The sequence below is a fragment of the Solibacillus sp. CAU 1738 genome (assembly GCF_039888725.1).
GTDB lineage: Bacteria > Bacillota > Bacilli > Bacillales_A > Planococcaceae > Metasolibacillus.
In genome coordinates, this window is record NZ_JBDQQN010000003.1 from 172387 (window position 1) to 195487 (window position 23101).

Annotated in this window: 17 protein-coding genes, 1 pseudogene and 1 riboswitch; of the genes and pseudogenes, 12 read left to right on the forward strand and 6 right to left on the reverse strand. The window is 36.2% G+C overall.

What is annotated here, in order from left to right:
* The first annotated feature begins 50 nt into the window (after positions 1-50).
* Entirely contained in the window at positions 51-620 is a 570-nt protein-coding gene (locus AAFN87_RS10375) for a manganese efflux pump (RefSeq protein WP_347790993.1), read from the forward strand.
* A gap of 131 nt (positions 621-751) precedes the next feature.
* Positions 752-1321: a signal peptidase I gene (gene lepB / locus AAFN87_RS10380; protein ID WP_347790994.1), complete on the forward strand. Its 570-nt coding sequence runs from the start codon at positions 752-754 to the stop codon at positions 1319-1321.
* 55 nt (positions 1322-1376) lie between these two features.
* On the opposite strand, the gene AAFN87_RS10385 is transcribed toward lepB, so the two are convergent.
* Positions 1377-1814 carry a hypothetical protein gene (locus tag AAFN87_RS10385; protein ID WP_347790995.1) on the reverse strand — a complete coding sequence of 146 codons (438 nt, stop codon included), beginning with the start codon at positions 1812-1814 and terminating at the stop codon, positions 1377-1379.
* A gap of 317 nt (positions 1815-2131) precedes the next feature.
* Between AAFN87_RS10385 and AAFN87_RS10390 the strand changes: the two genes are divergently transcribed.
* Genes AAFN87_RS10390 through AAFN87_RS10405 form a run of 4 tightly spaced genes read left to right on the forward strand, consistent with a single transcriptional unit; the run spans position 2132 to position 6676 of the window.
* Positions 2132-3631, forward strand: a complete 1500-nt coding sequence (locus AAFN87_RS10390; RefSeq protein ID WP_347790996.1) for a DUF6583 family protein — start codon at positions 2132-2134, stop codon at positions 3629-3631.
* Positions 3632-3649: 18 nt separating this feature from the next.
* Positions 3650-4873 carry an ABC transporter permease gene (locus AAFN87_RS10395; RefSeq protein WP_347790997.1) on the forward strand — a complete coding sequence of 408 codons (1224 nt, stop codon included), beginning with the start codon at positions 3650-3652 and terminating at the stop codon, positions 4871-4873.
* Positions 4870-6009, forward strand: a complete 1140-nt coding sequence (locus tag AAFN87_RS10400) for an ABC transporter permease (protein ID WP_347790998.1) — start codon at positions 4870-4872, stop codon at positions 6007-6009. Before AAFN87_RS10395 ends, AAFN87_RS10400 begins: the two co-directional genes overlap by 4 nt.
* Positions 5996-6676, forward strand: a complete 681-nt coding sequence (locus tag AAFN87_RS10405) for an ABC transporter ATP-binding protein (RefSeq protein ID WP_347790999.1) — start codon at positions 5996-5998, stop codon at positions 6674-6676. The genes AAFN87_RS10400 and AAFN87_RS10405 overlap by 14 nt, the downstream gene beginning before the upstream one ends.
* Before the next feature lie 348 nt (positions 6677-7024).
* Here the strand turns inward: AAFN87_RS10405 and nfsA are convergent, their stop codons facing one another.
* Positions 7025-7756 (reverse strand): oxygen-insensitive NADPH nitroreductase, encoded by a 732-nt coding sequence (gene nfsA, locus AAFN87_RS10410; protein ID WP_347791000.1) that lies wholly within the window; start codon positions 7754-7756, stop codon positions 7025-7027.
* A 259-nt stretch (positions 7757-8015) separates the two neighbouring features.
* A riboswitch (SAM riboswitch) is annotated at positions 8016-8130 on the forward strand.
* Positions 8131-8243: 113 nt separating this feature from the next.
* Here nfsA and AAFN87_RS10415 point away from each other — a divergent pair.
* Positions 8244-9548, forward strand: a complete 1305-nt coding sequence (locus AAFN87_RS10415) for an O-acetylhomoserine aminocarboxypropyltransferase/cysteine synthase family protein (protein WP_347791001.1) — start codon at positions 8244-8246, stop codon at positions 9546-9548.
* A gap of 411 nt (positions 9549-9959) precedes the next feature.
* The gene (locus AAFN87_RS10420; RefSeq protein WP_347791002.1) at positions 9960-10949 is read left to right on the forward strand and encodes a homoserine dehydrogenase; all 990 of its coding nucleotides are present in this window, start codon (positions 9960-9962) and stop codon (positions 10947-10949) included.
* 177 nt (positions 10950-11126) lie between these two features.
* Here the strand turns inward: AAFN87_RS10420 and AAFN87_RS10425 are convergent, their stop codons facing one another.
* Positions 11127-12659: a sensor domain-containing diguanylate cyclase gene (locus AAFN87_RS10425; protein ID WP_347791003.1), complete on the reverse strand. Its 1533-nt coding sequence runs from the start codon at positions 12657-12659 to the stop codon at positions 11127-11129.
* Positions 12660-12956: 297 nt separating this feature from the next.
* Positions 12957-14477 carry a sensor domain-containing diguanylate cyclase gene (locus AAFN87_RS10430; protein ID WP_347791004.1) on the reverse strand — a complete coding sequence of 507 codons (1521 nt, stop codon included), beginning with the start codon at positions 14475-14477 and terminating at the stop codon, positions 12957-12959.
* A 99-nt stretch (positions 14478-14576) separates the two neighbouring features.
* Here AAFN87_RS10430 and AAFN87_RS10435 point away from each other — a divergent pair, with 99 nt between their 5' ends.
* From AAFN87_RS10435 to AAFN87_RS10445, 3 genes and pseudogenes are all read left to right on the forward strand, one after another.
* The gene (locus AAFN87_RS10435; protein WP_347791005.1) at positions 14577-19649 is read left to right on the forward strand and encodes an AAA family ATPase; all 5073 of its coding nucleotides are present in this window, start codon (positions 14577-14579) and stop codon (positions 19647-19649) included.
* Positions 19646-20281, forward strand: coding sequence for a response regulator (locus tag AAFN87_RS10440; RefSeq protein WP_347791006.1), 636 nt, complete (start codon positions 19646-19648; stop codon positions 20279-20281). The genes AAFN87_RS10435 and AAFN87_RS10440 overlap by 4 nt, the downstream gene beginning before the upstream one ends.
* A gap of 481 nt (positions 20282-20762) precedes the next feature.
* Positions 20763-21006, forward strand: a pseudogene (locus AAFN87_RS10445) (transposase); the annotation flags it as partial.
* A 104-nt stretch (positions 21007-21110) separates the two neighbouring features.
* Here the strand turns inward: AAFN87_RS10445 and AAFN87_RS10450 are convergent.
* A complete protein-coding gene (locus AAFN87_RS10450; RefSeq protein ID WP_347791007.1) occupies positions 21111-21827 on the reverse strand; it encodes a TraR/DksA C4-type zinc finger protein in 717 nt (238 codons plus the stop codon).
* A gap of 56 nt (positions 21828-21883) precedes the next feature.
* Positions 21884-22114 carry a DNA-binding protein gene (locus AAFN87_RS10455; RefSeq protein ID WP_347791008.1) on the reverse strand — a complete coding sequence of 77 codons (231 nt, stop codon included), beginning with the start codon at positions 22112-22114 and terminating at the stop codon, positions 21884-21886.
* A 204-nt stretch (positions 22115-22318) separates the two neighbouring features.
* On the opposite strand from AAFN87_RS10455, the gene AAFN87_RS10460 reads away from it, so the two are divergent.
* The gene (locus AAFN87_RS10460) at positions 22319-23002 is read left to right on the forward strand and encodes a response regulator transcription factor (protein WP_347791009.1); all 684 of its coding nucleotides are present in this window, start codon (positions 22319-22321) and stop codon (positions 23000-23002) included.
* Positions 23003-23101: the final 99 nt, after the last annotated feature.

The window sequence follows — 23101 nt, forward strand, 5'->3', positions numbered from 1 at the left end:
CTCATACTATGTTGAGAAAAGATAGATAAATGGTTTTGAGGAGGATTTTGATGCATTGGATTACGATAATTCTTATAGGCATAGCTTCCAATTTGGATAATTTAGGCATTGGTTTAGCTTACGGAGTGAAACAGGTGAGGATTCCTGTTTTATCTAATGTGATTATTGCTCTTATGTCAATGGTTGTCACATATGTTGCAGTATCAGCTGGTGGGACGATTATTGAGTACATTTCAGTGCATACGGCCAATATTTTAGGGAGCCTTTTACTATGCATCATCGGTTTATGGACTTTATTTTCCCAAAAGTTCTCTAATAAAGGGATTATGGCGAATCCTGAATCGTTTGATGGAAATAAAAATCATATTATTTCTTTTGGGGAAGCATTTACACTTGGATTTGTATTATCGGTAAACTGTATAGCGGGTGGTATTGCAATTGGGGCGAATGGTATTTCTGCTATATGGACAGTTATTTCTATTGGTACTTTCTCATTTTTAACGATTGCAATAGGTAGCAGGTTCGGAGTTTTACTTACGAAAACATTTATTGGTAAGTATTCAACGGCCATTTCAGGAGGATTGCTGATTGTTATTGGTATTTTTGAAATGTTCGTTTAAGTGGAAATTAGCTTGTTAGAGAGTATTTTTTTATAGAAAAACATTTATTAAATATACTCAAATAAGAAACTTTACCTCGATTTAATCGTTATAGAAAATAGTGGTAAATATTAATGAGAGAGGTGCAAATTTTGAAAAATACAAATGAAACAAATGATTTATTAAGCTGGGTAAAAACATTAGGATTTGCCGTATTATTAGCAGTAGGCCTTCGTTATTTTATATTTACACCAACAGTTGTAGTTGGCGCTTCAATGATGCCAACGTTTGAAAATGAAGACAAAATAATTGTCGATAAAATTGGACCGAAGTTAACGAATTATGATCGTTTTGATGTTGTTGTATTTGAATTCAATGATAATGAAGATTATATTAAGCGTATTATCGGTCTTCCTGGGGACCATATTGAGTACAAAAATGATAGTTTATTTATTAACGGTGAAAAATACGATGAGCCTTATTTAGATGCTTATAAAGGGGCACTAACAGATTCGGGTAAGCTGACAGCAGATTTTACATTAGATGCTTATTTAGGTGAAACAGTCGTACCGGAGGGGCATTTTTTTGTCTTAGGCGACAATCGACGAAAGAGTCTGGATAGCCGTGATGCGAGTGTTGGATTTATTGAGCAAGACAAAATAATTGGTAAAGTAAGGTTTGTTATTTATCCAATAAAACGTATGCAGATTATTAAGGACTAAAATACATGATCAAGCAAAAGCAAATGAGATCAGCACAATCGGTCTCACTTGCTTTTTATTCTTCAACAACGGCATTTTCATGCGCTGCAATATATGCCAACATTTTTTCTTGTCGTGCTATAATTTGATCATTTTTGTATGGTTTTTGAATATTAAATAAACGCCACTGCTCTTCGATAATGTTTCGTTCTGAAGTGTAAAGCTCAGCAGGCTCCCGTTGTAAAATGTATTGTAAATGGAATAACTGCAGCAATGCGACTTCGGGGTTTTCTAAATTGTAAACGAATTTAATATTCCATACAGAAGTGTAAGATACATATTGATCTACATAAGCAGTTGCGTATTTATATTTTTCTTTATCTATCGTGAAACCAATAGTGGAATGCACTTTAGCTAAAGCTAAATTTATTTCTGCTATCGCATGATAAAAGCGTCGAATGGTACGAATTTGTTGACGCTCAAGGGACTTTGCGACGTGCTTATTCGTTTGCATACATAAACTCCCTTTCAAAACAAATTGATATAGTCCGATAATAACATACTTACTGCATGCTATAAAGGTCAAAAGTTTAAGTATATCGATTTCAATGTTATACATTTTGCTTATTTTTAATGAAATGAATGGAGCGAGGACAAGCTTCAAACCATTTATAATAGTAGGAAATGAGGCTTTAAAGAAATTATTGCATTGATAATGAATACGGAAAAGTGGTTTTAAAAAATTTCCAAATATTGTAGTATTAAGTGGTAGTGCAAAAAAATGAAATAAAATGCACTTTACTGAAAAAAGATGCAAGGAGGAAGTTGTAAGTGAATAAAAAAATTATTCCGATTATAGTTACAGTATTATTATTAGTTGTTGGTTCGGTGACAGCAGCGATATTTTTCTTGAAAAAATCACCGAAAGAACAATACTTTTTAGCAGAAATTGATTCGGCGAAATATATGGTTGAATTGTTTAAGGATCGATATAAAGAGGAGTTCGCTTGGGTAGATGTAGCGAAGGAAAAGCCTGTTCAGTATGAATATGACTTATCTTTGCAACATGATGGGCAAGATGAGTATGCTGTAATGCTTAATGATGTATTAAATGGATTATCTGCAACAATTACTTTACAGCAGGACCCAGTTGAAAATATAGTTTCAGCGGATTTCAAAGGTTCATTTATGGATGTTAAGTTAGAAAACTTTACTGGCTATGCAACAACTGAAAAATTAGTTATTGATTTACCTTTTTCGGATAAGTATATTCAGTTAAAAGATAATGATTTCGGTAAGTTAATGAGCAATTTTGACGAGACTTATGTCGGGGATGAAAAGTTAGGATTAGCTGATATTTTAGAAAATCGCACTTTATTAACAGACGAACAATCTAAATATTTACTTGATGAATATGTGAAGCACGTTTATAAAGAGCTTCCGGACGAAGCGTTTACAAAGGAAAGTGAAACGGTTGATGTACATGGTAAATCTTTAAAAACAGACCGTATTACTATGAATTTATCTGCTAAAGATGCTCAAAATTTAGTACTTAAAGTGCTAGAAAAAGCAAAAACAGATGAGAAACTAAAAGCTATACTAGTAGATATTTTGAAAAAATCTAGTGGTCCTGAAATAGATGCAGCGGTGGCTATGATCGAAGAAGAGTTCGAATCAGCTATTGACGAGGCAATTACGGAATTAAAAGGATCAGAAGATGTAACAGGTAACATTGAGTCGGTAATTTGGGTTGCAGATAAACATGTTGTAAAACGTGAATTGAAAGCAAAAGAAGCAGATGAAGAATTTGTAATTGTTAAAGGAACACAGTTACTTGAAAAAGAACAACAAGTATTTGCTTATGAGTTTTCGGAGGGCGAATCTGCACTTCATTTAAAAGGAGAGCTATCTTGGAAAGGTGGCAAAGCTTCTGACAAAGTAAGTATTTTAAGTGATGCAGGGGAAGGCTTAACGTACACGGGTGAAGAGACGTTAACTAATGGAGAGCGTAAGTTTGAGCGTGTTATCACATTTGAAGATGAGTACGATACATTTACGTTTGACTGGGTTGGTTCTTCTGCATACAAGAATGATAGTGTAGTGGGAGATTATTCATTCGGCATAGCAACAGCTGATTTTGCAGGTAAATTAAATATTCAAGAAAAAGCAGAGTTAATTAAAAAAGTAGAGATTCCGACAGATAAAGAGTCAGTTGATCTTGGTAGCATGGATGCTACAGAGCTTGAACAATATTTATATGAAGATCTATTACCAAGCTTTGAAGAGTGGAGCTACCAATTCGCGGAAGCTTTTGAAAGTTTATTTTATTAATGAATGGGTGTATTGATTTTGAAAAGCGTTTATAATTGTATATTTTTTATAAATCAATACGGAAAACAGTTAAAGAAGAAGTGGTATTCACTACTTCTTCTTTTTCTATTGCCACTATTTTTTATCGCCTTAATTTTGCTACTTCTGATTTCTTTTATCTTACCACCTAAAGATGACCCCATCACGGTTGCGTTTGTTGATCAAGATAAAACAACCGAAACGGCATTAATGAGCGAGTTGTTAAAGCGCACAATAAATGAAAGTGAACATATCGATATTAAGTTTATGACAGAGATAGAGGCAGCTGAAGCTATAGAGCGCAACGAGTTAAGTGCTTATATTATCTTACCAGAGAGCTTTACGGATAACTTATATAACGGGAAGAACGTTCAATTGCCGGTCATTGGAAATGCACAACGCGTCAATGAAAGCTACCTCATACTTGAATTAATCGAAAGCTTGACCCGTTATATTGAATCGGCACAGGCGAATATATTAACGGTATTTAGCTATGCGGATCAGTTTTATATGACTGCTGAGGAAGAAAAAAAGTTTGTGCTGGACCAATTTATGAGCTTTACTTTGTTTACTCTAGGAAAAAGCAATGTATTAGTGAAGGAAACGATTGAAAATTCAGCGAGCACTACACCGAAGCACTATTATTTGCTAGTATGTCTTTTCATCGTGCTGACGATTTGGCTATTAGGCTTTTATACAGTGCTTAGAAAAGAAGAGCATCGTGCTATGACAATCCGTTTACAGTTATTAGGTGTAACCTCTTTGCAAAAAACGGTCGCGCGGATTGTTGTTTCATTGGTATGTAGCCTTATTTTTGCTCTACCATTTTTTTATGGATTTATGTATTACATACCTCAAGAGTTTTTCATGATCGATTATGTGCGAGTACTTGGCTTTGTAAGCTTGTATGCAGTCATTGTATTAATGGGGCTAACCATTGTTGATATGCTGTTTAAATCGATGAAAGTGACTTTATTAGTGCAGCTGTTATTCGTGTTCATAGTAATTGTCTTGAGCGGTAGTATTGTTCCGACTATTTACTTCCCGTTTATGCTTCAACCTCTATTGCCTTGGATTTTTTCCAATGAAGCATTTAGTTGGCTCATTGATATCATACTTGAGGAAAGAAATTACGCAGATTACACTTTATTAGCTAAAATGTTTGCTTTAGAGTGCATCATATTATTTGTGCTGGCACAAATGTTTGCGAGGTGGAGAACATGAAAGCTGTTTTTCTAACGCGACTCATTCGTCTAAAAAAAGAGTGGAAAAGTATACTGTTTTGGTTTGTGTTTCCTTTTATAATGACTGTTATTGTTATGCAAACTATTGGTGCTGTACAAGAAAGCACCAATATTCCTATTGGTGTTGTGTTGGAAGAAGAAACAGAGTTAGCAACAGAGCTTGTTGAAAACTTGGAGCAAACGTCCAATATTCAGTTGCAGTATTTATCTTTACACTCCGCGTTATACAAGCTTGAAAAATACGAGCTTGATAGTGTCATTGTGATTAAAAAAGGATTTGAGGACAAATTAAAAACGGGCTATCGCAATCAAGTAATAAAAATGTATTCAACAGATCGGTCCATTGCGCCTTTTACAACGGTAGAAACAGTTAGCTCATACGTTCAAGATCAAGCATCTCGTTATAAAGCGGTAGGTGAAATACAAAAGCTGTATACAAAAAATAACGTTCAAGAAGTAGTAGATGCTGAAGAAATTATCGAAAAGAGTAAAAAGCGTCTTGAAGAAAAAGATTTAATTACACCTATGTTTCAATTTTCCACAGATTCGTATGTTGTATCTTCTGAGCAAACAGCGCTGTTAAACGTTTGGGGTGTGTGGGCACTATTTAGTATGCTCGCGACATTTTTTATTTTTGATTGGATCATTAAAGAAAATACAAAAGCGATAGCTGTTCGCTGGCTGTATACAACAGTTACTTTTCGATGGTATAGCTTATGGAATTTATTCTTATATATTTTACTAATAGTCGCTGCAAATGTACTTTCGGTTTTATTGCTAACTATAGTGCTTGATGTCATGATAAGACCACAATTTTTATTTGTTATAATCATTTTTTCAGTGACAATATCGATGGTGTCCTTCGTTATTGCGTATCGTTTTACAAAGCCTTTTTTCTATTATGTAACAAGCATCCTACTATCGTTATTACTTGCTGTTTTAGGTGGGTCATTTGTTCCAATTGATGGGTTAACTCGGCGTTTTGAAGGGGTGCAATATTTGAGTCCGGTACATGCGCTACTATTAGAGAAGCCAAATTGGCTATGGCTTATATGTATTGCCGCTATTTTATTTGTTTCGGTATGGAGAGGGGGGCGATCGCATGCTTCAAGTTGATAATTTAGAAAAAAACTATAAGCAAAAAAAGGTATTAAGTGACGTTTCCTTTCAAATAGAACAAGGTGAAGTGGTTGGTTTAGTAGGAGAAAATGGCGCCGGTAAGTCCACGCTATTAAATATTTTAGCGACCGTTATTAAACCTTCTGCGGGTCAAGTAATATTAGATGGGATGCCATACAAAGGGAATCAAAATGCTATGCGACGGCATATTGGCTACGTACCTCAGGAATTATCGATTTGGGAGGATCTTACTGTAGAAGAAAATATGCTGTTTTTCGAAAAGCTAAGCTGGACAAAGAGAACAAAAGAGCAGTGCCGGGAGCTTTGTTTAAATATGCAGCTTACACAGTGGGAAGAGAAAGTGAGCTCATTGTCAGGGGGGATGAAGCGTAAATTAAATATGGCCATTAGTTTGCTTCATGATCCGAAACTACTTTTGTTAGATGAGCCAACAGTTGGTATAGATTTGAAATCCAAAAATGAAATCGGTAAATACTTAGTCGATATCGCGAAAAACGATGGCAAGATGGTGCTCTACACATCTCATGATATGAATGAAATTGCCACTTTCTGTGATCGCGTGTATGTTATCGGTCAAGATCCGTTTTATTTGAATTTATTGAAGGCAAATGATGTCGATGTGGAGCATTTAGCCGGCTGTTAATAATAAAAATACATATAAGTAAGGCAGCTACTTTGTAATAAGTTTTAGTAGTAAGTTTAAGTTTTCAATAGTAATAGAAGAATCCGTGCCACTCCTGCCGAAAAACTGGCTAAATGAGACCCCACAGAAGATTGCCGTCCCGGTAATCTTCGAGGAGGCTCATGGACAGTCGGCGGAAAGGGCACGGTAATTCTTCTTAAATAAATACAGTAACGAATAATATTTGGCTTTTTATTAAATTGTCTACTTTATAGGGCGAAGTTCGAAATATGTAAAGACGCCTCTTTTGCGGTGAGTAATCGCCAAAGTTTGTTCGGTAAGCTTTTACTTGCGGTACAGCATACTATATTATTTCCAATTAAAACCTTTTGTTGCTAAAAAGTCTTTAATAAATGGACGTTTTTGATTTATTAAGAAGTCTGCCATTTGCTTTGTCCATGTCGCCATTTTTTGATTAGATGAACGGCTAGCATAGTAACTTTCCATTATGGCATCATACTCATCTAATAATGTATCGTATTGTTCTACATTATAGCTGTTTTCATGTAAAACTGCTGCAACAGGAAGGCGCGGCTTAGTTTCGTTCCGTTTTGTAGGTGTGCCGATCGTCATAGCGAATAATGGGAAAACATATTCAGGTAAATTGAATAGCTCACTAATTTCGGCTGGGTTATTACGTGCCCCACCAATATAGCAAATACCATAGCCTGCTGCTTCTGCGGCAATAACAAAATTTTGAGCGAATAATGATACGTCCGCTACCCCAACGAGTACATTTTCTGCAGAGTCCGCTACAATGTCAATGTCATGCTTTTGACCAGCTATTTGTAATCGTTTGAAATCTACGCAAAATAGGAATGATGCACCAGCTGTTTTGAACTGAAATTCATTTTTTGATAGCTCTCCTAATTTTTGCTTTTTGTCTTCGTCTGTAACCCAAATAACGCTATATGCTTGTACAAAGTGAGAGCTTGCCGCCATTTGTGCTGTTTCGATTAAATCAATTACTACCTCGCGCGAAATCTCTTCCCCCGTATATTTACGAACAGATGAGTGACTACGTAAAAGTTCTCTTGTCATAACTTCTCCCCCTAATGAAAAATGGACTCAAAAGAAAGTCCTTAAAAGCCCATTTTATACTAACATATCATTATTAACCAATCTATTTCCAAAGTTACAATTACAGCAGTAGATACAATTGCTATTGTAGTGGAAATTATTGGTGGGTTGATAGGGGATAGATTATTTCAGGTAAGTTTAAAATTTCAGAAAATAACGGTTGACGAATTGGATTAAACTGTCTTATACTGTGAATCAACGATGGAACATGAATCATATACTCTTATCTAGAGAGGCGGAGGGACTAGGCCCTGCGATGCCCGGCAACCAGTGAGTGACGAACTTACTACGGTGCTAATTCCTACAGATTCTAATCGGGATCTGAAAGATAAGGGGAGGAAAATTTGCTCATTTGCGAACCCTCTTCTTAGGAAGGGGGTTTTTTGTTTTCTAAAACCCTCCTCGAAAAAACCGGTTATCCATCGAATAACTAACTAGGAGGCAACTCATGTCAACATTACGTCCGGAAACATTATTATTACACGGTGGGCAAAAGCCTGATCCTACTACAGGTGCAATTGCTGTACCAATTTATCGCACAACGGCTTATGCATTTAATGACACTGCTCATGCGCAGCGACTATTTGCATTAGAGGAAAGTGGCAATATTTATTCGCGCATCATGAATCCAACAGTCGGAGCATTTGAAGAACGTGTCGCATTACTTGAAAAAGGAACAGCGGCAGTTGCACTATCATCGGGGATGGCTGCAATCTCATTCTCGATTATGAATATTGCAGGTGCTGGTGATCATATAGTATCAGCCGGATCACTATACGGTGGCACGTACAATTTATTTGCAACGACATTACCACGATACGGTATTACAACGACATTCGTTGATGAAAGCAACCCAGAAAACTTCCGCGCGGCAATAACGGAAAATACGAAAGCCATTTATGCTGAAACAATCGGGAACCCTAGTTTAAATGTATTTGATATTGAAGCGGTAGCAGACATTGCGCATGAGCATGGCATTCCTTTAATAATTGATAATACATTCCCTTCACCATATGGTTGTAATCCTATCGACTTCGGTGCGGATGTAGTTGTCCATTCTGCAACGAAATGGATTGGCGGTCATGGCACAACAATTGGCGGTATCGTTGTAGACGGCGGGAAATTTGACTGGACACAAGGGAAATTCCCAGGCTTTACAGAACCGGATGCAAGCTATCACGGATTACGATACGGAATTGATACAGCGGCCGCTGCATTTGCTACAAAGCTGCGTGTACAGTTACTCCGTGATTTCGGTCCAACATTAAGTGCAGACGCTGCTTTTAATTTCTTACAAGGTTTAGAGACGCTTCATTTGCGTGTAGTAAGACATAATGAAAACGCAGCGAAAGTAGCTGAACACTTGCGTAACCACCCATTTGTGGACTATGTAAATTATAATGGCTTCGAAGATTTCGCTTCGCATGAATTAGCGAACAAATATTTGAAAAACGGTTTTGGTTCGATTTTAACGTTCGGTATTAAAGGTGGACGTGAAGCAGGACGCAATGTGATTGATAATGTGGAGCTATTCTCACACGTAGCAAACGTAGGGGATGGTCGTTCATTAATCATTCACCCAGCATCAACAACGCACCAACAATTATCCGCAGAAGAATTAAAAGTCGCTGGCGTATCAGAAGAGCTCATTCGCTTATCTATCGGTCTAGAAGCGGTAGAAGATATTATTGCAGACTTAGATCAAGCACTTGAAAAAGTTGAACAAGGTGTACAAGCAAGTATAAATGCCTAAATAAATAGGAGCTGTAGACTGCATCATTTCGCAGTCGCAGCTTAATTCATCAATTTTCTACGTTTTTAATTGGGTCTGTCGAGATGTAATTCTTGATAGATCTTTTTTAGTTATTAAAGGTTAATGTCATGTGTGTTGATGAGGGATTTTACCAACAACTAGTAGTTTCTTTGTTAAGAATGAACCGAGTGAGGGCTTTTAACTATAAATGATTATGACTGTTTAGTGACCTTCTAGGGAAAACAAATGTCCATCCAAGGGAGATTGTTCTTGTGTTCCGTGTCGTGTTACGTTAGAATCTTACTATGTGAAATTATTGGAATAATTCGTTAAATCGATTTACAACGTGTACAATTGCGCTGAGGCGTAATTGTTTTAGATTTACGGAATGGAAAGTTGGAGGCGAAAGTTATGGCGACAATTAAGGCTGCCATCCTCGGTTTTGGAACTGTAGGGCAAGGGATTTATCATATTTTAAATGAAAAGCGTGAGGAGCTTCGAGATCGGCTTGGGGTAGAGCTAGAAGTCGCGAAAATTTTAGTCACAGATGCGAGCCGTGAACGTGTACCTGGCACAGCACATTTAATGACAGAAAGCATTGATGATGTTTTTGCGGGAAGTGGTATGCAAGTCGTATTTGAAGCAATTGTTAACGAGGAGCCTGCTTTTTCATACTTGAAGCGCGCCATAGAAAATAAATGTCATGTCATCACAGCGAATAAAGTAATGTTTGCAAAGCGCGGCATGGAGCTGCAGCAGCTAGCAAAAGACAATGGTGTATTTGTCGGCTATGAGGCTACTGTAGCAGGCGGTGTACCTGTTATTAAAACGCTGAAAAATATATTACTTGTGAATGATGTAAGTCGTATTCAAGGGATATTAAACGGTACAACAAACTATATTTTCACGAAAATGCGAGCAGAGGGCTGGTCATTTGAGGAGGCGCTTAGCGAAGCACAACGTTTAGGCTATGCAGAGGCAAATCCATTTAATGACGTATCAGGTCAGGATGCATTTAAAAAGTTAATGGTGCTATCATCTTTAACATTTGGTGAGCAGCCAAACTGGTCAGAAGTTGAAGTAGTAGGCATTGATACAATTTCGGCAAGTGATGTAGCAGAAGCTTCTGATAAAGGCTTACGCTACCGCCATGTTGCTGAGCTAGAAAAATGCGCGGATGGAAAAATTATCGGTAAAGTAGCCCCCCTACTAGTTGATAATGAGCATCCTCTTTATCCAGTGGATGACGTGTTTAATGCAGTTACTCTGGAAACAAATTATATTGGTACACTGACGCTTATAGGGCCAGGAGCGGGGATGTACCCAACAGCAAGTGTAATGGTTGAAGATTATGCAGAAATAATCGGTAAACGCACTGGAAATGTTGTTACTGTATTATAAAATTGAAAAAGCAAAACTACAAAGATGATTCTTTGATAGTTTTGCTTTTTTAGTACGCACTTTCTTAATGGAAGTAACCTCATTTTTCTCTAATTAATCCACAGGAAAGTTATTATTAGTATGTCCTCTCTATTCCCTTAGCAGATGCGAGACATTTAGAACTATTGAAACATCTACTCAAATATACAATTGAGTAGATTCTACATGACCCCTTTTCATCGAGTACATTTTAGTATCAGCTATATTAATAAGCGCTTGTTTATCATTGCTATCTTGCGGGAAGTAGCTCACGCCAATACTTAAACTAATTGGGGGATTAACGTATTTTGTAACTAATTTTGAAAATTGCTGTTGTATTTGTTGAAGAACTTGCTCCGTATTTTGATTTGACAGAGAATGGTTGATAAACATAATAAACTCGTCTCCACCCAAGCGCGCAGCAACACCAAAGTTTGCGGTAACTTCTAGTAAACTTTGAGCCACAATTTGTAACACTTCGTCCCCTACAAGATGACCACGCGTATCATTGAGCAACTTAAATTTATCAAGATCAATTAAATAGAGTGCGATAATATGATTGTTCTGTTTAGCCGCTTCAAGCTCTTCGTCCAATATTTTATAGAAGAAACGACGATTTGGTAAGCGAGTGAGTGAATCGTGATACGCTAAAAAATATATTTCTTCTTGTTGATTTTTCTGTGCAGTAATATCTTGAATTATAAAAAAAACGTGCATTTCATTTTCTAGTAGTACGTAGTTTGTGTAAATAAGTAATACAGTTCGCTTGTTATTGTGTTCAAGTACGGTTTCGTAGTGGTTAATGTTGCAATTATTTTTGATACTTTCTTTAATATCACTATTTAATAAATCGTAAAATTGCTCGAAATTTAATTCAACGGAATCGAAAAATTTCACAGCACTCGGGTTCGAATTTTTAATTTCCCCCCGTTTATTAATAAGTAAAATAGCATTTGGACTCATTTCAAATAGCTTCTCATATCGTTTGTCATATAAATTAAGAAAATCATGCTTTTTCATCGTTAAACGTAGAAAAAAACACCATATAATCCCGCTATAAATATATGGATACGGTGGTAGTGCATCTCCGAAATGGATGTATCCAAAAATAACATTCCATATAACAGAAATCGTAAAACCGATTATTAGGAAATTATAAATTGACCTCTGCTCTTTAATAAGAGATCTTGATTTAGCAATAAAAAGAGGTATCAAATATAAAATATTGATAGAAATAGCAACGGCCATCGTTAAATAATAGTTAGCATTATAAATAGGATAAATCCACATGCCGATTTGCTCAAATTGCTGGGCTGACGTTAAATTTGCACCTGTAACTAAACTGTAAACAACAAAAATTACTGGCAAATAAAATGTATAAGGATACATATATTTAGGTAAATAGCGAGCTAGCTGTGTGAACTTCATTAAAAAGTGGAAGCCAATGCAAGTAATAATAATACCGAAACTACTAAACCAGGTAGTGGACAGTCTAGCGCTATACTCGATTGAAACCTGATTCCGAATATACTCTTCAACAAATAATAGTAAATAGCAAAGTGCTATTAAGGAAACGAGAATATGCTCTGTTTTCTTTTTATTACGAAGAAAAATGTCTGTCGCTATATACATGAAAAATAAAATAGGTAAACCGTGAGTGAATAACAAAATGAGCGCCTTATTGATGGTCATAAAAACACCTTTTTCTCTTGTAATTACATAGTTCGTTTAATAGATAATACGCGTTAATAATATTGTTACTATAAATAGCATATAGAAAGCGTAAAAGAAAAAATAGATGAGTGCAGTCATTACTTTGTCATATGACAAGAAAGTGACTACACTCACTATTCGTATATGGCTAATTCTGGTAAGGTGAATTCATATATTTCCTATCTATTTTACTTATTGTTTCGTGCACAAAGTATTTACGGAAAATAAGAAAAAGGAGATGATTCAATTTTAAGAAGCATCTCCTTCTGTATACTATTAATTAGTTTTTATATGACCTTTTTTCATCGCGTACATTTTGTTATCAGCGATATTAATAAGGGCTTGACTATCCTCACTATCTTCAGGGAAGCAACTGAATCCAATACTTAAACTAACAGGAATGTTACCGTATTTTGTAATGGACTTTAAAAATTGCTGCTGTATTTGTTGGATAGTTTTCCAAGTGTCTTGATTTGATAAAGACTGGTTAATAAACATAATAAACTCATCTCCACCCATTCGAGCTACGACGCCATATATAGATGCGGTTTCTTGCAAAATTTGCGCAACAATTTTTAAGATTTCATCACCAGTAAGATGACCACGCGTATCATTTAGCAATTTAAATTGATTAAGATCAATTAAAAACAATACAATAATATGATTGTTTTGTTTAGCCATTTCAAGTACATCATCGAATTTTTCATTGAAGTAGCGGCGATTTGGTAAGCGTGTCAGTGTATCGTGATAGGCTAAAAAGTTAATTTCTTCTTGGTGTTTTTTCTGTGTTGTAATGTCTTGAATGATTAAAAGTGTGTGCATTTCATTATCTACAAGTACATAGTCTGCATAAATAAGTAACACAATCTGTTTATTCTGATGAACTATTATAGTTTCATAATTATCAATTATGCTGCTATTTTCGATAAGACTTTTAATATCGCTACTTAGTAATTCGAAAAATTGTTTGAAATCTAATTGAATAGCATCAAAAAACTGATAGGCACTTGGATTGGCATTTTTAATTGTTTTTCGACTGTTTATAAGTAAAATAGCGTTCGGATTCATATCAAATAACTTTTCATAGCGTCTATCATATAAATTTAAAAAATCATATTTTTTCATCGTTAATTGAAGGAAGAAGCACCAAATAATGCCGCTATAAAGGTATGGATATGGTGGTAATGCGTGGCCGAAATGAATATAGCCAAATATGCAGTGCCATATAATTGCAAGGACAATGCCGACAATGAGTAAGTTGTAAATGGATTTTTGTTCCTTAATAGGTGATTTGAAATTTGCAATGCCAAGTAAAAATAAAAATAATACATCAATAATGATACTTCCAGTCATTGCCGTGTAATAGCCGGCGTTATAAATTGGTAAAATCCACATGCCAACTTGTTCAAATTGCTGTGCAGCGATTAAGTTTGCACCGCTAGTTAGATTGTAAATAACGAATAGCACGGGAAGGTAGAGTACGTAGGGGAATATGTACTTAGGAAAATAACGATCTAATTGCGTCAGCTTCAATAAAAAGTGAAAACAAAGCCCAGGAATTATAATACCAATACTACTCAACCATACAGAGGATAGTATTCCACTATATTCAATTGAAACTTGATTTCGAACATATTCTTCAGCAAATAATAATAAATAGCAAAGAGCGATAAGTGCTAGTAAAATATGCTCTGTTTTCTTTCTGTTACGAAGTAGTACGTTTGTTGCCATATACATAAAAAATAAAATAGGGATACCGTGAGTGAATAATAGAATAATCGCTTCTTCCAGATTCATTAATATACACCTTTTCTTGAAATAGTAGTTTAGTGATATGATAATATTACTATTAATTGAATTTTTTTACAAAAATAATCTTTTGAAGTAGGTGCGTTCATGTTACTGTTTCCAGGTTATAGAGTAGTTGAAAAAATAGGTGATAATGATGAAATTACAGTCTACAGGGTACAAAGAGAAAAAGATGACAAGTACATGCTTGCTAAAACGACGAATGCCCACTATGTCGGACCAAGCGTAATTGAGCTTTTTCAACGAGAGTTTCAACAATTACTGGCGTTAAAAGGAGAAGGGGTAATTGAACCAATTAGCCTGGAAATCATTGAAGAACGACCAATTCTAGTATTCCAAAATATTGAAGGGATTACATTGCAGCAGTTGCTACTGAAGAAAAGACAGAATTTGAAATTTCAAGACGTTCTATCAGTAGCGCTTGCAATCGTTAAATGCGTTAATCAGATACATAATGCCAATATAATCCTGAATGAAATAATACCATTGTATATTATTGTTGATGACAATTTATTAGAGGCGAAATTGCTAGATCTTCGTTTTAGTCAATTAAAGGGTGGAGAAAATAACTATTCCGTTTCAGCTCGGAAAGTAGACTCACTTCTTGCTTATATGTCTCCTGAAAAAACAGCGCATACAAAAATGACCTACGACTACCGAGCCGATTTTTATTCTTTAGGTGTTGTATTATACGAATGGTTTGCAAGTTGCCTTCCTTTTGAATGTGAAAATATATTAGATATGAGGTATCACCATATTGCGTCAAAACAAAAACCAGCTTACGTTCAAAACCCATCCATTCCTCCAATAATATCTTCTATTATTGATAAATGTATGGAAAAAACGCCTGAAGCAAGATATGCAAGTGCGACCAGCTTGAAGGCAGATTTAGAGGAATGTCTTGCTCAGTTTCGCGTGAGTGGTAAAATTCAGCCTTTTACATTAGCTAGTCGAGATGCTGTATTTGGTTGGTTCATGCAAGATAGATTATTCGGAAGAGAACTAGAACAACAAATAATATTGGACATGCTTCAACGTGTTGGACAAGGTGAGACGGGAGCCATTTTGGTACATGGTGATGCTGGTACTGGAAAGTCTTATTTAATAAACAAAATACTTCAGCAAGAATTATCACAAGATGATTTTTCGATAAGCTTACGATGTGAATTGAAAAATAAAAATAATCCTTATAGCATATGGAAGCAAACGATTGATAAATTAGTAACACAACTATTAATCGAAAATGAAAACCAGCTTGAAGGATGGAAGTCCACTATACTTGAAGCACTACAAGGCAATGAAGGCATATTAGCGGAACTCGTCCCCCGGTTACAATTAATAATTGGAGAACAGTCAAATGATTCCGTACTTTCAGAAGCAGAGCTAGAAAGTAGTATGCACTGCGCCATAGCGGAATTTATGCAATTATTTTTCGAAAAAGGACGTGCCTTTGTTCTGTTTATTGATGATTTACATCATGCCGATGAACAATCTATAAAGTATTTGCAGTTTTTACTTAACGCCCATAAAACACAAAACTTACTAGTAATCTGTGCCTATCAAACTGACGAATTGAGCTTGCCTCCCGCATATTTACAGAAAGCTGAATCCCAGTATCTTACACGACAAATTGCATTAAAAGGATTTGATACTACAGAGATAGGGCAGTTATTGCACCCTCTATTAAGCAATGTTATACAAGGTGAACAAACTATAATTCAATTATTATTACAAAAAACAGCGGGAAATCCACAGCGTTTGCAGCAATTTATGAAGGAAATAGCGGGCCAGACCTTAGTCGCGTTTGATGATATTAGTAGAAGTTGGAAATGGGATGTTCGAGGTATAGCAGCTCTTCATGTTGAAAAAACAAATGAAGCACCTCCTATAAGTTTAATAAAAAGTTTAGAAAGTCCAACGAGCCGACTTCTTAGTAAAGCCGCATTTTTAGGGAAACAATTCAAGCTACACATGCTTGCTGAGATGGCAGGTAGTACGATCGAACAAATACAAGAAGCATTACAAATAGCGATCAATCATCAGCTCATCGGTATTTTGTCGAATGAAAAGCAAATATATACTTTTTTGAATGAGCAAATACAGCAGTCCTTTTATATGCTAGTTGCTGAACAAGATAGAGGTACTATGCATATGGAGGCAGGCGTAGTATTAGCAAAGTATTTGTCTACAAGTGAAGAGATTTCTATCATAAATGTATTAGAACATTTAAATAAGGCGAAAGAACAGATGATTGCATGTAGTAAACAAGTAGAGCTGGCGGAGTTAAATGTACAGGCCTCACTTCTAGTGAAAAAAGAAAAAGCCTATGAACAAGCTGCACATTATTTACAAATCGCTATAGATTTATTAAAAAAAGATAATTGGCATAAAGACTATGCAATTACGTATCAAGTGTATAAAGAAAGAGCCGAAATAGCGTTTATATGTGAGCAAAATGACTATGCAAAAGAGTTATTAGAAATAATTATTAAAAACTCGCAAACGGATATTGATAAAGTTCAAGCATATATTTTACTTATTCAGTTAGAGCTTAGTAGGGATAATTATCATGAAGTTTTACGATTAGGTGAAATAGCATTGCAGCTATTAAATCTCCCCCTAAATATTAAACAAGGTAAGTTTTCTTTATTTTTCAAATGGAATCGTATTCAGCGCAAGCTGCGGAAATTTCCATCAGAAGAAATTAAAAACCTCCCACAGATGCAAGATGAGCGAGGTAAAGCAGCAGTCCAAGTGCTTGTTTATATCGCAAACGCGAATCTTATGTCGAACAAGGACAGTTGGTTAGCAGCAGTTTTAATGTTGCTAGAACTAACGTTAAAGTATGGGATGACAGTAGAAGCTTCATACGGTTTTGCAAGTTATGCTTTAATTAAATGTTTAATTTCAAGTCAATATGAGTCGGCTTATCACTACAGTAAATTCGCTAGTGAAATAGCTAAAAATCACCCTGAAATGTATATGCAGGCAAATACAATTTTCGCATTATGCCAAGATAGCTGGAGAAAGTATGAGCCTAATTTTCTTTTATCACTTACTGATTACGCAAATCAGCATGACGCACTACTAAATAATAAATGGCAAACGAATTATAATTTTTTAATTAATTGTGCACAGTTGTTTGTATATAGTTATCCATTAAAGGATTTGTATATTCGTTTACTATCTCGTAGTTCTATGTTTCAGCTTGATTATAATACGGTTCATTGGAAGCAGGCTGCAATTTTATCCCAATTACTGACGAGATTAACAGGCTATACAGCAGCACATGATCCGTTTACCCATGACAATTTTGATATTCAATCATTGCTAGATGCGGAAGTAGAGGAAGCTGATCAATTTTTAAAGGGAGTTGCTTATTGGTGTGATTATATTACCGCATATATATTTGGTCATTATGAGGAAGCGTATGAAGCTTTAACAAGAAGCATGGAGATTGACCTGTCATCTGGTGATAATAGTATACCAAATGCAAGTGATCCATTTTTTTATATATTAATTGTTAAAGAGTTGTTTGATGATGCTGATAATAAAACGAAGGCAAGTTATTCACATCAAATGCGCAAATGTGTGAAGAAACTAAAGCAACTAGCTAAGCGCAGTCCCGAAAGTTATTTGCATAAATATTTATTCGCTGAAGCAGAAAGTAAGAAACTAAAGCAGCAATTTAAACAAGCGGAGCATTTGTATGAGCAGGCAATTGAAGCAGCACAGAAATATGGGCATAACCACGATGTTGCAATTATTACTGAGAGCTTTGCTAAATATGGCATGCGATCAGGAAAGCTAACGCTAGCAAAGGTATATATTAATGAAGCTTATAAAGCATATCAAAGCTGGGGAGCATTGGCAAAAACCGCGGACCTTGAAAGACAATACGGAAATTTATTGCTCATTAAGCAGGCAACGGATTTAGAGCGCGTTGATTATTTAACAATTGTATTATCTGCACAAGCATTATCGGATGAAATTGAAATCGAACGTCTACTATACAAATTATTACGAATTATGTTGCAAAATGCTGGAGCGGAGTACGGAGCTTTAATTTTTGATAATGAAGGTAAATGGTTTGTAGAGGCATATGGTACAGCAGAATATTTAAGAATACAATCTATTCCATTATACGAAGCGAACCATATAGTGCCGACAGCAATCATTGACTATACGGCTAGAACAAAAGAAGAAGTAGTGCTACATGATGCGACCAATAGTGTATTTAGTAAAAATAAATATATTCAACATAATCAATTGAAGTCAGTGCTTTGTTTACCGATTATGTATCAAAACAAATTATTGTCTGTCCTCTATATGGAAAACAATTTATCAAAAGGTGTCTTTACAGAAGAAAGGCTAGATGTGTTGAAGCTACTCTGCTCACAATGTGCGATTTCGATTACGAATGCAAAGCTTTATTCGAATATTCAATATTTAACGCGAAATCTAGAGCAACAAGTTGAAGAGCGCACAGAAAGTTTGCAAAAATCGATGCAAGTTACTTCTGAAGCACTAACGGAAATGACTGTCTATGCAGAACGCAACCGTATTGCACAAGAAATTCACGATATAGTTGGGCATACATTGACGTCGACAATATTGCAAATTGAGGCAGGCAGAAGATTATTATCAAAGGATATGGACGGTGGGATCGTTCGATTGAAAGAGGCTCAGGATCTTGTACGCCATAGTTTAAGCGAAATTCGTAATTCAGTTCATATGTTAAAAGAGGATAAATATTACGATTTAGAGCAGTCATTAAAGGTATTAATACAGGATACAGAATGGAATACAGGTGTGGAGATACATGCTCATATAGATGCTGTTGGGCACTTACCTGTCATCATGAAAAAACTGATTTATCATGCACTGCAGGAAGGATTAACGAACGGAATCCGACATGGTCAAAGTAGTAAATTCCATTTTAGCTTAATAGATGACAGCTCATCTATACAGTTTGAGCTAATCGACAATGGAGTTGGTGCTGATCACTTACAATTGGGCTTCGGGCTAAAAATGATGCAAGAGCGAGTACAGCAGCTAAAAGGAACTTTTCATGTAAATTCTGAGCAGCAAAAAGGCTGTTTAATAAGGTTTAATTTACCTTATGCCACGCAAGGAACGGTAGGGGGGATGGATAAATGATTTCAATCGTGATTGCAGATGATCAAATGTTAATTCGTGAAGGCTTGATGACAATACTAGATTTAGAGGATGATATGAAAGTAGTGGGACTAGCAAGCAATGGGGAAGAAGCAGTAGCACTTACGAAACTACATCGACCAAAGTTAGTCATGATGGATATACAAATGCCGATTATGGATGGTATTACTGCATTAAAAAACATTAAAGAACAATTTCCTGATACGTTTATTCTTATTCTATCAACATTTCTTGAAGATAATTACATTATTGAGGGAATGACTAGTGGAGCAAGCGGTTATTTGTTAAAAGATATGGACACAGATAAAATGCTTGCTGCAATTCGTGATACCGTTTTAGGACAGTTTATATTACCGACAGCAGTAGCCGCAAAGTTAGTTTCTAAACTATCTCAGGCATCTTTTCCAGGTTATGAACGGGAGAATAATATTCAACTAACCGAACGAGAACTAGAATTGGCGAAGTTAATTGTAGCGGGCTATAACAATAAGGAAATAGCTTCGACTCTATTTATAGCAGAAGGTACTGTACGCAATTATGTAAGTAGTCTCTATAGTAAACTAGAAGTCTTTGACCGTGTACAGGCAATTGTTAAATTGAAGGGAATTATATAAAAGTAAAACGAGGGTATTGAAAAAGTCCGTATAGGCCAACATTAGCGAGTACAAGAACGAAAATCGTTCTTGTACTCGCTTTTTCTTCGCTGTCGTTGATTTCCATGACGGCGGACGCTATCCGCGGGTACAGCTTCGCGAAAAGCATGTCCCTCGGTAAAACGAACGCGGGTTGCCTCGTGAAAAAGCGGTCCCGCGGTGCAATAGATGTCCCATGAGCGAAAAGCGGGTTGCCACGGGCGAAAAGCATGATCCCACGGGCGAAAAGTGGGTTCTCGTGGGCGGAAAATTGGTTGCCTCGTGAAAAATGAGGTCCCACGGTGCAATAGATGTCCCATGAGCGAAAAGCGGGTTGCCACGGGCGAAAAGCATGATCCCACGGGCGAAAAGTGGTTCCTCATGGGCGAAAACTAACCTCCCACGGGCGAATCGTTACCTTTGTCAGGAGGTATAATAAATATTTGCTCAGGGATTTCATGTTGGTCGAAATGCAACTCCACCCATTCGTACGTTCAAATATTTACTGTTGCAATTCACGATTTGTCGTATGCCAATCTTGTCGAGCGCTCGAAATACGATCTGTCGTTTAAGTATTTTTTGAAATGCCACCGGAAGATGATGTCGTGGATTCAAGTTTTCTCACGAAGTTCCGTCGCCTTCGCCTAAAGAATATGAATTTACTAGATTTACTCATTGGAAAAACGGTTGAAATTTTGTTAGAGAAAAGGCACTTTCTGTTCAAAAATCGAACAGAAAGTGCCTTGCCTTATTTTCATTTAAAAATTAAAAGTTTTTCAGTGCCTAATTTAGAGGGAAATATCATGTCTATTCATTCTAAATAATCATATTTCCTCGCTTCATCGGCATCGAGCTTTGAAATTTGCCCTGTTAGTTCATCAATTTCCGACATGTTTAACGCTTCGAGTTCCTCATCCATGCCAATTTCATCTGGATCATCATATAGATCGTTGTAATCATCAAAGTCCCCTTCAAAATCAGATGGTGTTTCTGAAGTTCCATATTGCGCAACTTCTTGGAACGAATCTTCATAATCGATAATGCCGTCTTTCAAATCCCGACTGGCAAAGGAATTATCAACAGCTGAAAAAATTACTTGCTCCTCAACAGGTCGGTCAGTCGGCAGCGATTTGGCTTCCGTATGATCTATACAAAATAATGTATACGGAATTGCCCTTAATCGATCATACGGAATATCCTCATGACATTTAGCACAAACTCCATACGTACCTTTTTCTAAGGCTTCAAGCGCTGCATTCACTTGTGCTAATTCATCATCATTATGTGCCTTTAAAGCCATGTCTTTTTCTCGTTCAAATAATTCAGTTGCTAAATCAGCTGGATGGTTATCAAGAGTGGATAATTCATCAGTTGCATCACGCAAACTACCACGATCTAATAAATCATCTTCTCCAACAACATGTTGCAATGAAGCTCTTTGTTCAATTAACAAATTCTTTAATTTCGTTTTTTGTTTTTCAGTGAGAATGGCTAACACGTCCTTTCTATACATGCATAGTATGGACATATTTCACGTAGCGCACTCACTTATTTTTAGGAAAGTGTAAGAAAGGAAAATTACTATTAATCTTCATCTTTCACATCAATATCGTCAGGAATAGGTGTATTGCGCCAAATTTCAATTTCTTCTTTAATACGTTCGATTTGCTGATGGTACGTATCGAATTGTCCGCTGTTTACTAAAAATTGCTCTCCATCATGTACAGCTTTAATGCGCCCGACGTAAATATAGTGCATTACCTGCTCCACTGGCATATTTAAATCTTGTGCCGTTTGTGCTACTGATTTGTACATAGCGAAACCTCCTGTATTGTTTGCTGTACTTATTATAATAGGTACTAGGAAAGCGCACAATTCATAATTGATTCTGAAATTTTTAAGTACTATGAATGATTATGGTACGATAAAAGTTAAGAATTTCTTCAGATTTACCATTATAGAATGTTCATTTTTATGTTTTATTATAAATGTATAAGAAAAAGCAGTGAGGTGAATGGTGTGACGAAATTGACGGTTTTAGTAGTGGATGACGATCAAGATATTCGCGACGGTATTGAAATTTATTTGAAAAATGATGGCTATGACGTTGTGAAAGCATCTGACGGAGTGGAAGCACTAGAAAAGTTATCGCAGCACGAAATACACTTAATTATTTTAGATATTATGATGCCAAATATGGACGGCATTACGGCAACATTTAAAATTCGCGCTGAGCGTAATATCCCGATTATTATGCTTAGCGCAAAAGCAGAAGATACGGATAAAATTCACGGGCTATCGATTGGGGCGGATGATTACATTACGAAACCATTCCATCCGTTAGAGTTAATGGCGCGTGTGAAATCACAGCTACGTAGATATGTAGAGCTCGGGACATTTCAGGAAAATGCTAAAGTGGAAGGATTGGAGCTGGATATAGCTGGACGCCAATTGCTTCTAGATGGTGAGCCAATTAAATTAACGCCAATTGAGTACAAAATTACCGAGTTGTTACTTAGAAATGCAGGGCGCGTCTTTTCTATTCGTGAAATTTACGAGATGGTGTGGAATGAAGAAGCATACAACGCAGAAAATATTGTTGCCGTGCATATCCGAAAAATCCGGGAAAAAATCGAAGCGGACCCGAAAAATCCGCGTTATTTAAAGGTTGTATGGGGACTTGGTTACAAAATGGAAAAATAGAATAGCGCTTTTTTGCACAATTTTAAGCGCAGTAGCTAGTGTTATTGGAATATTGTATATCGGGGCATATTTATGGGAAATGCGAGGCGACTTCAACGA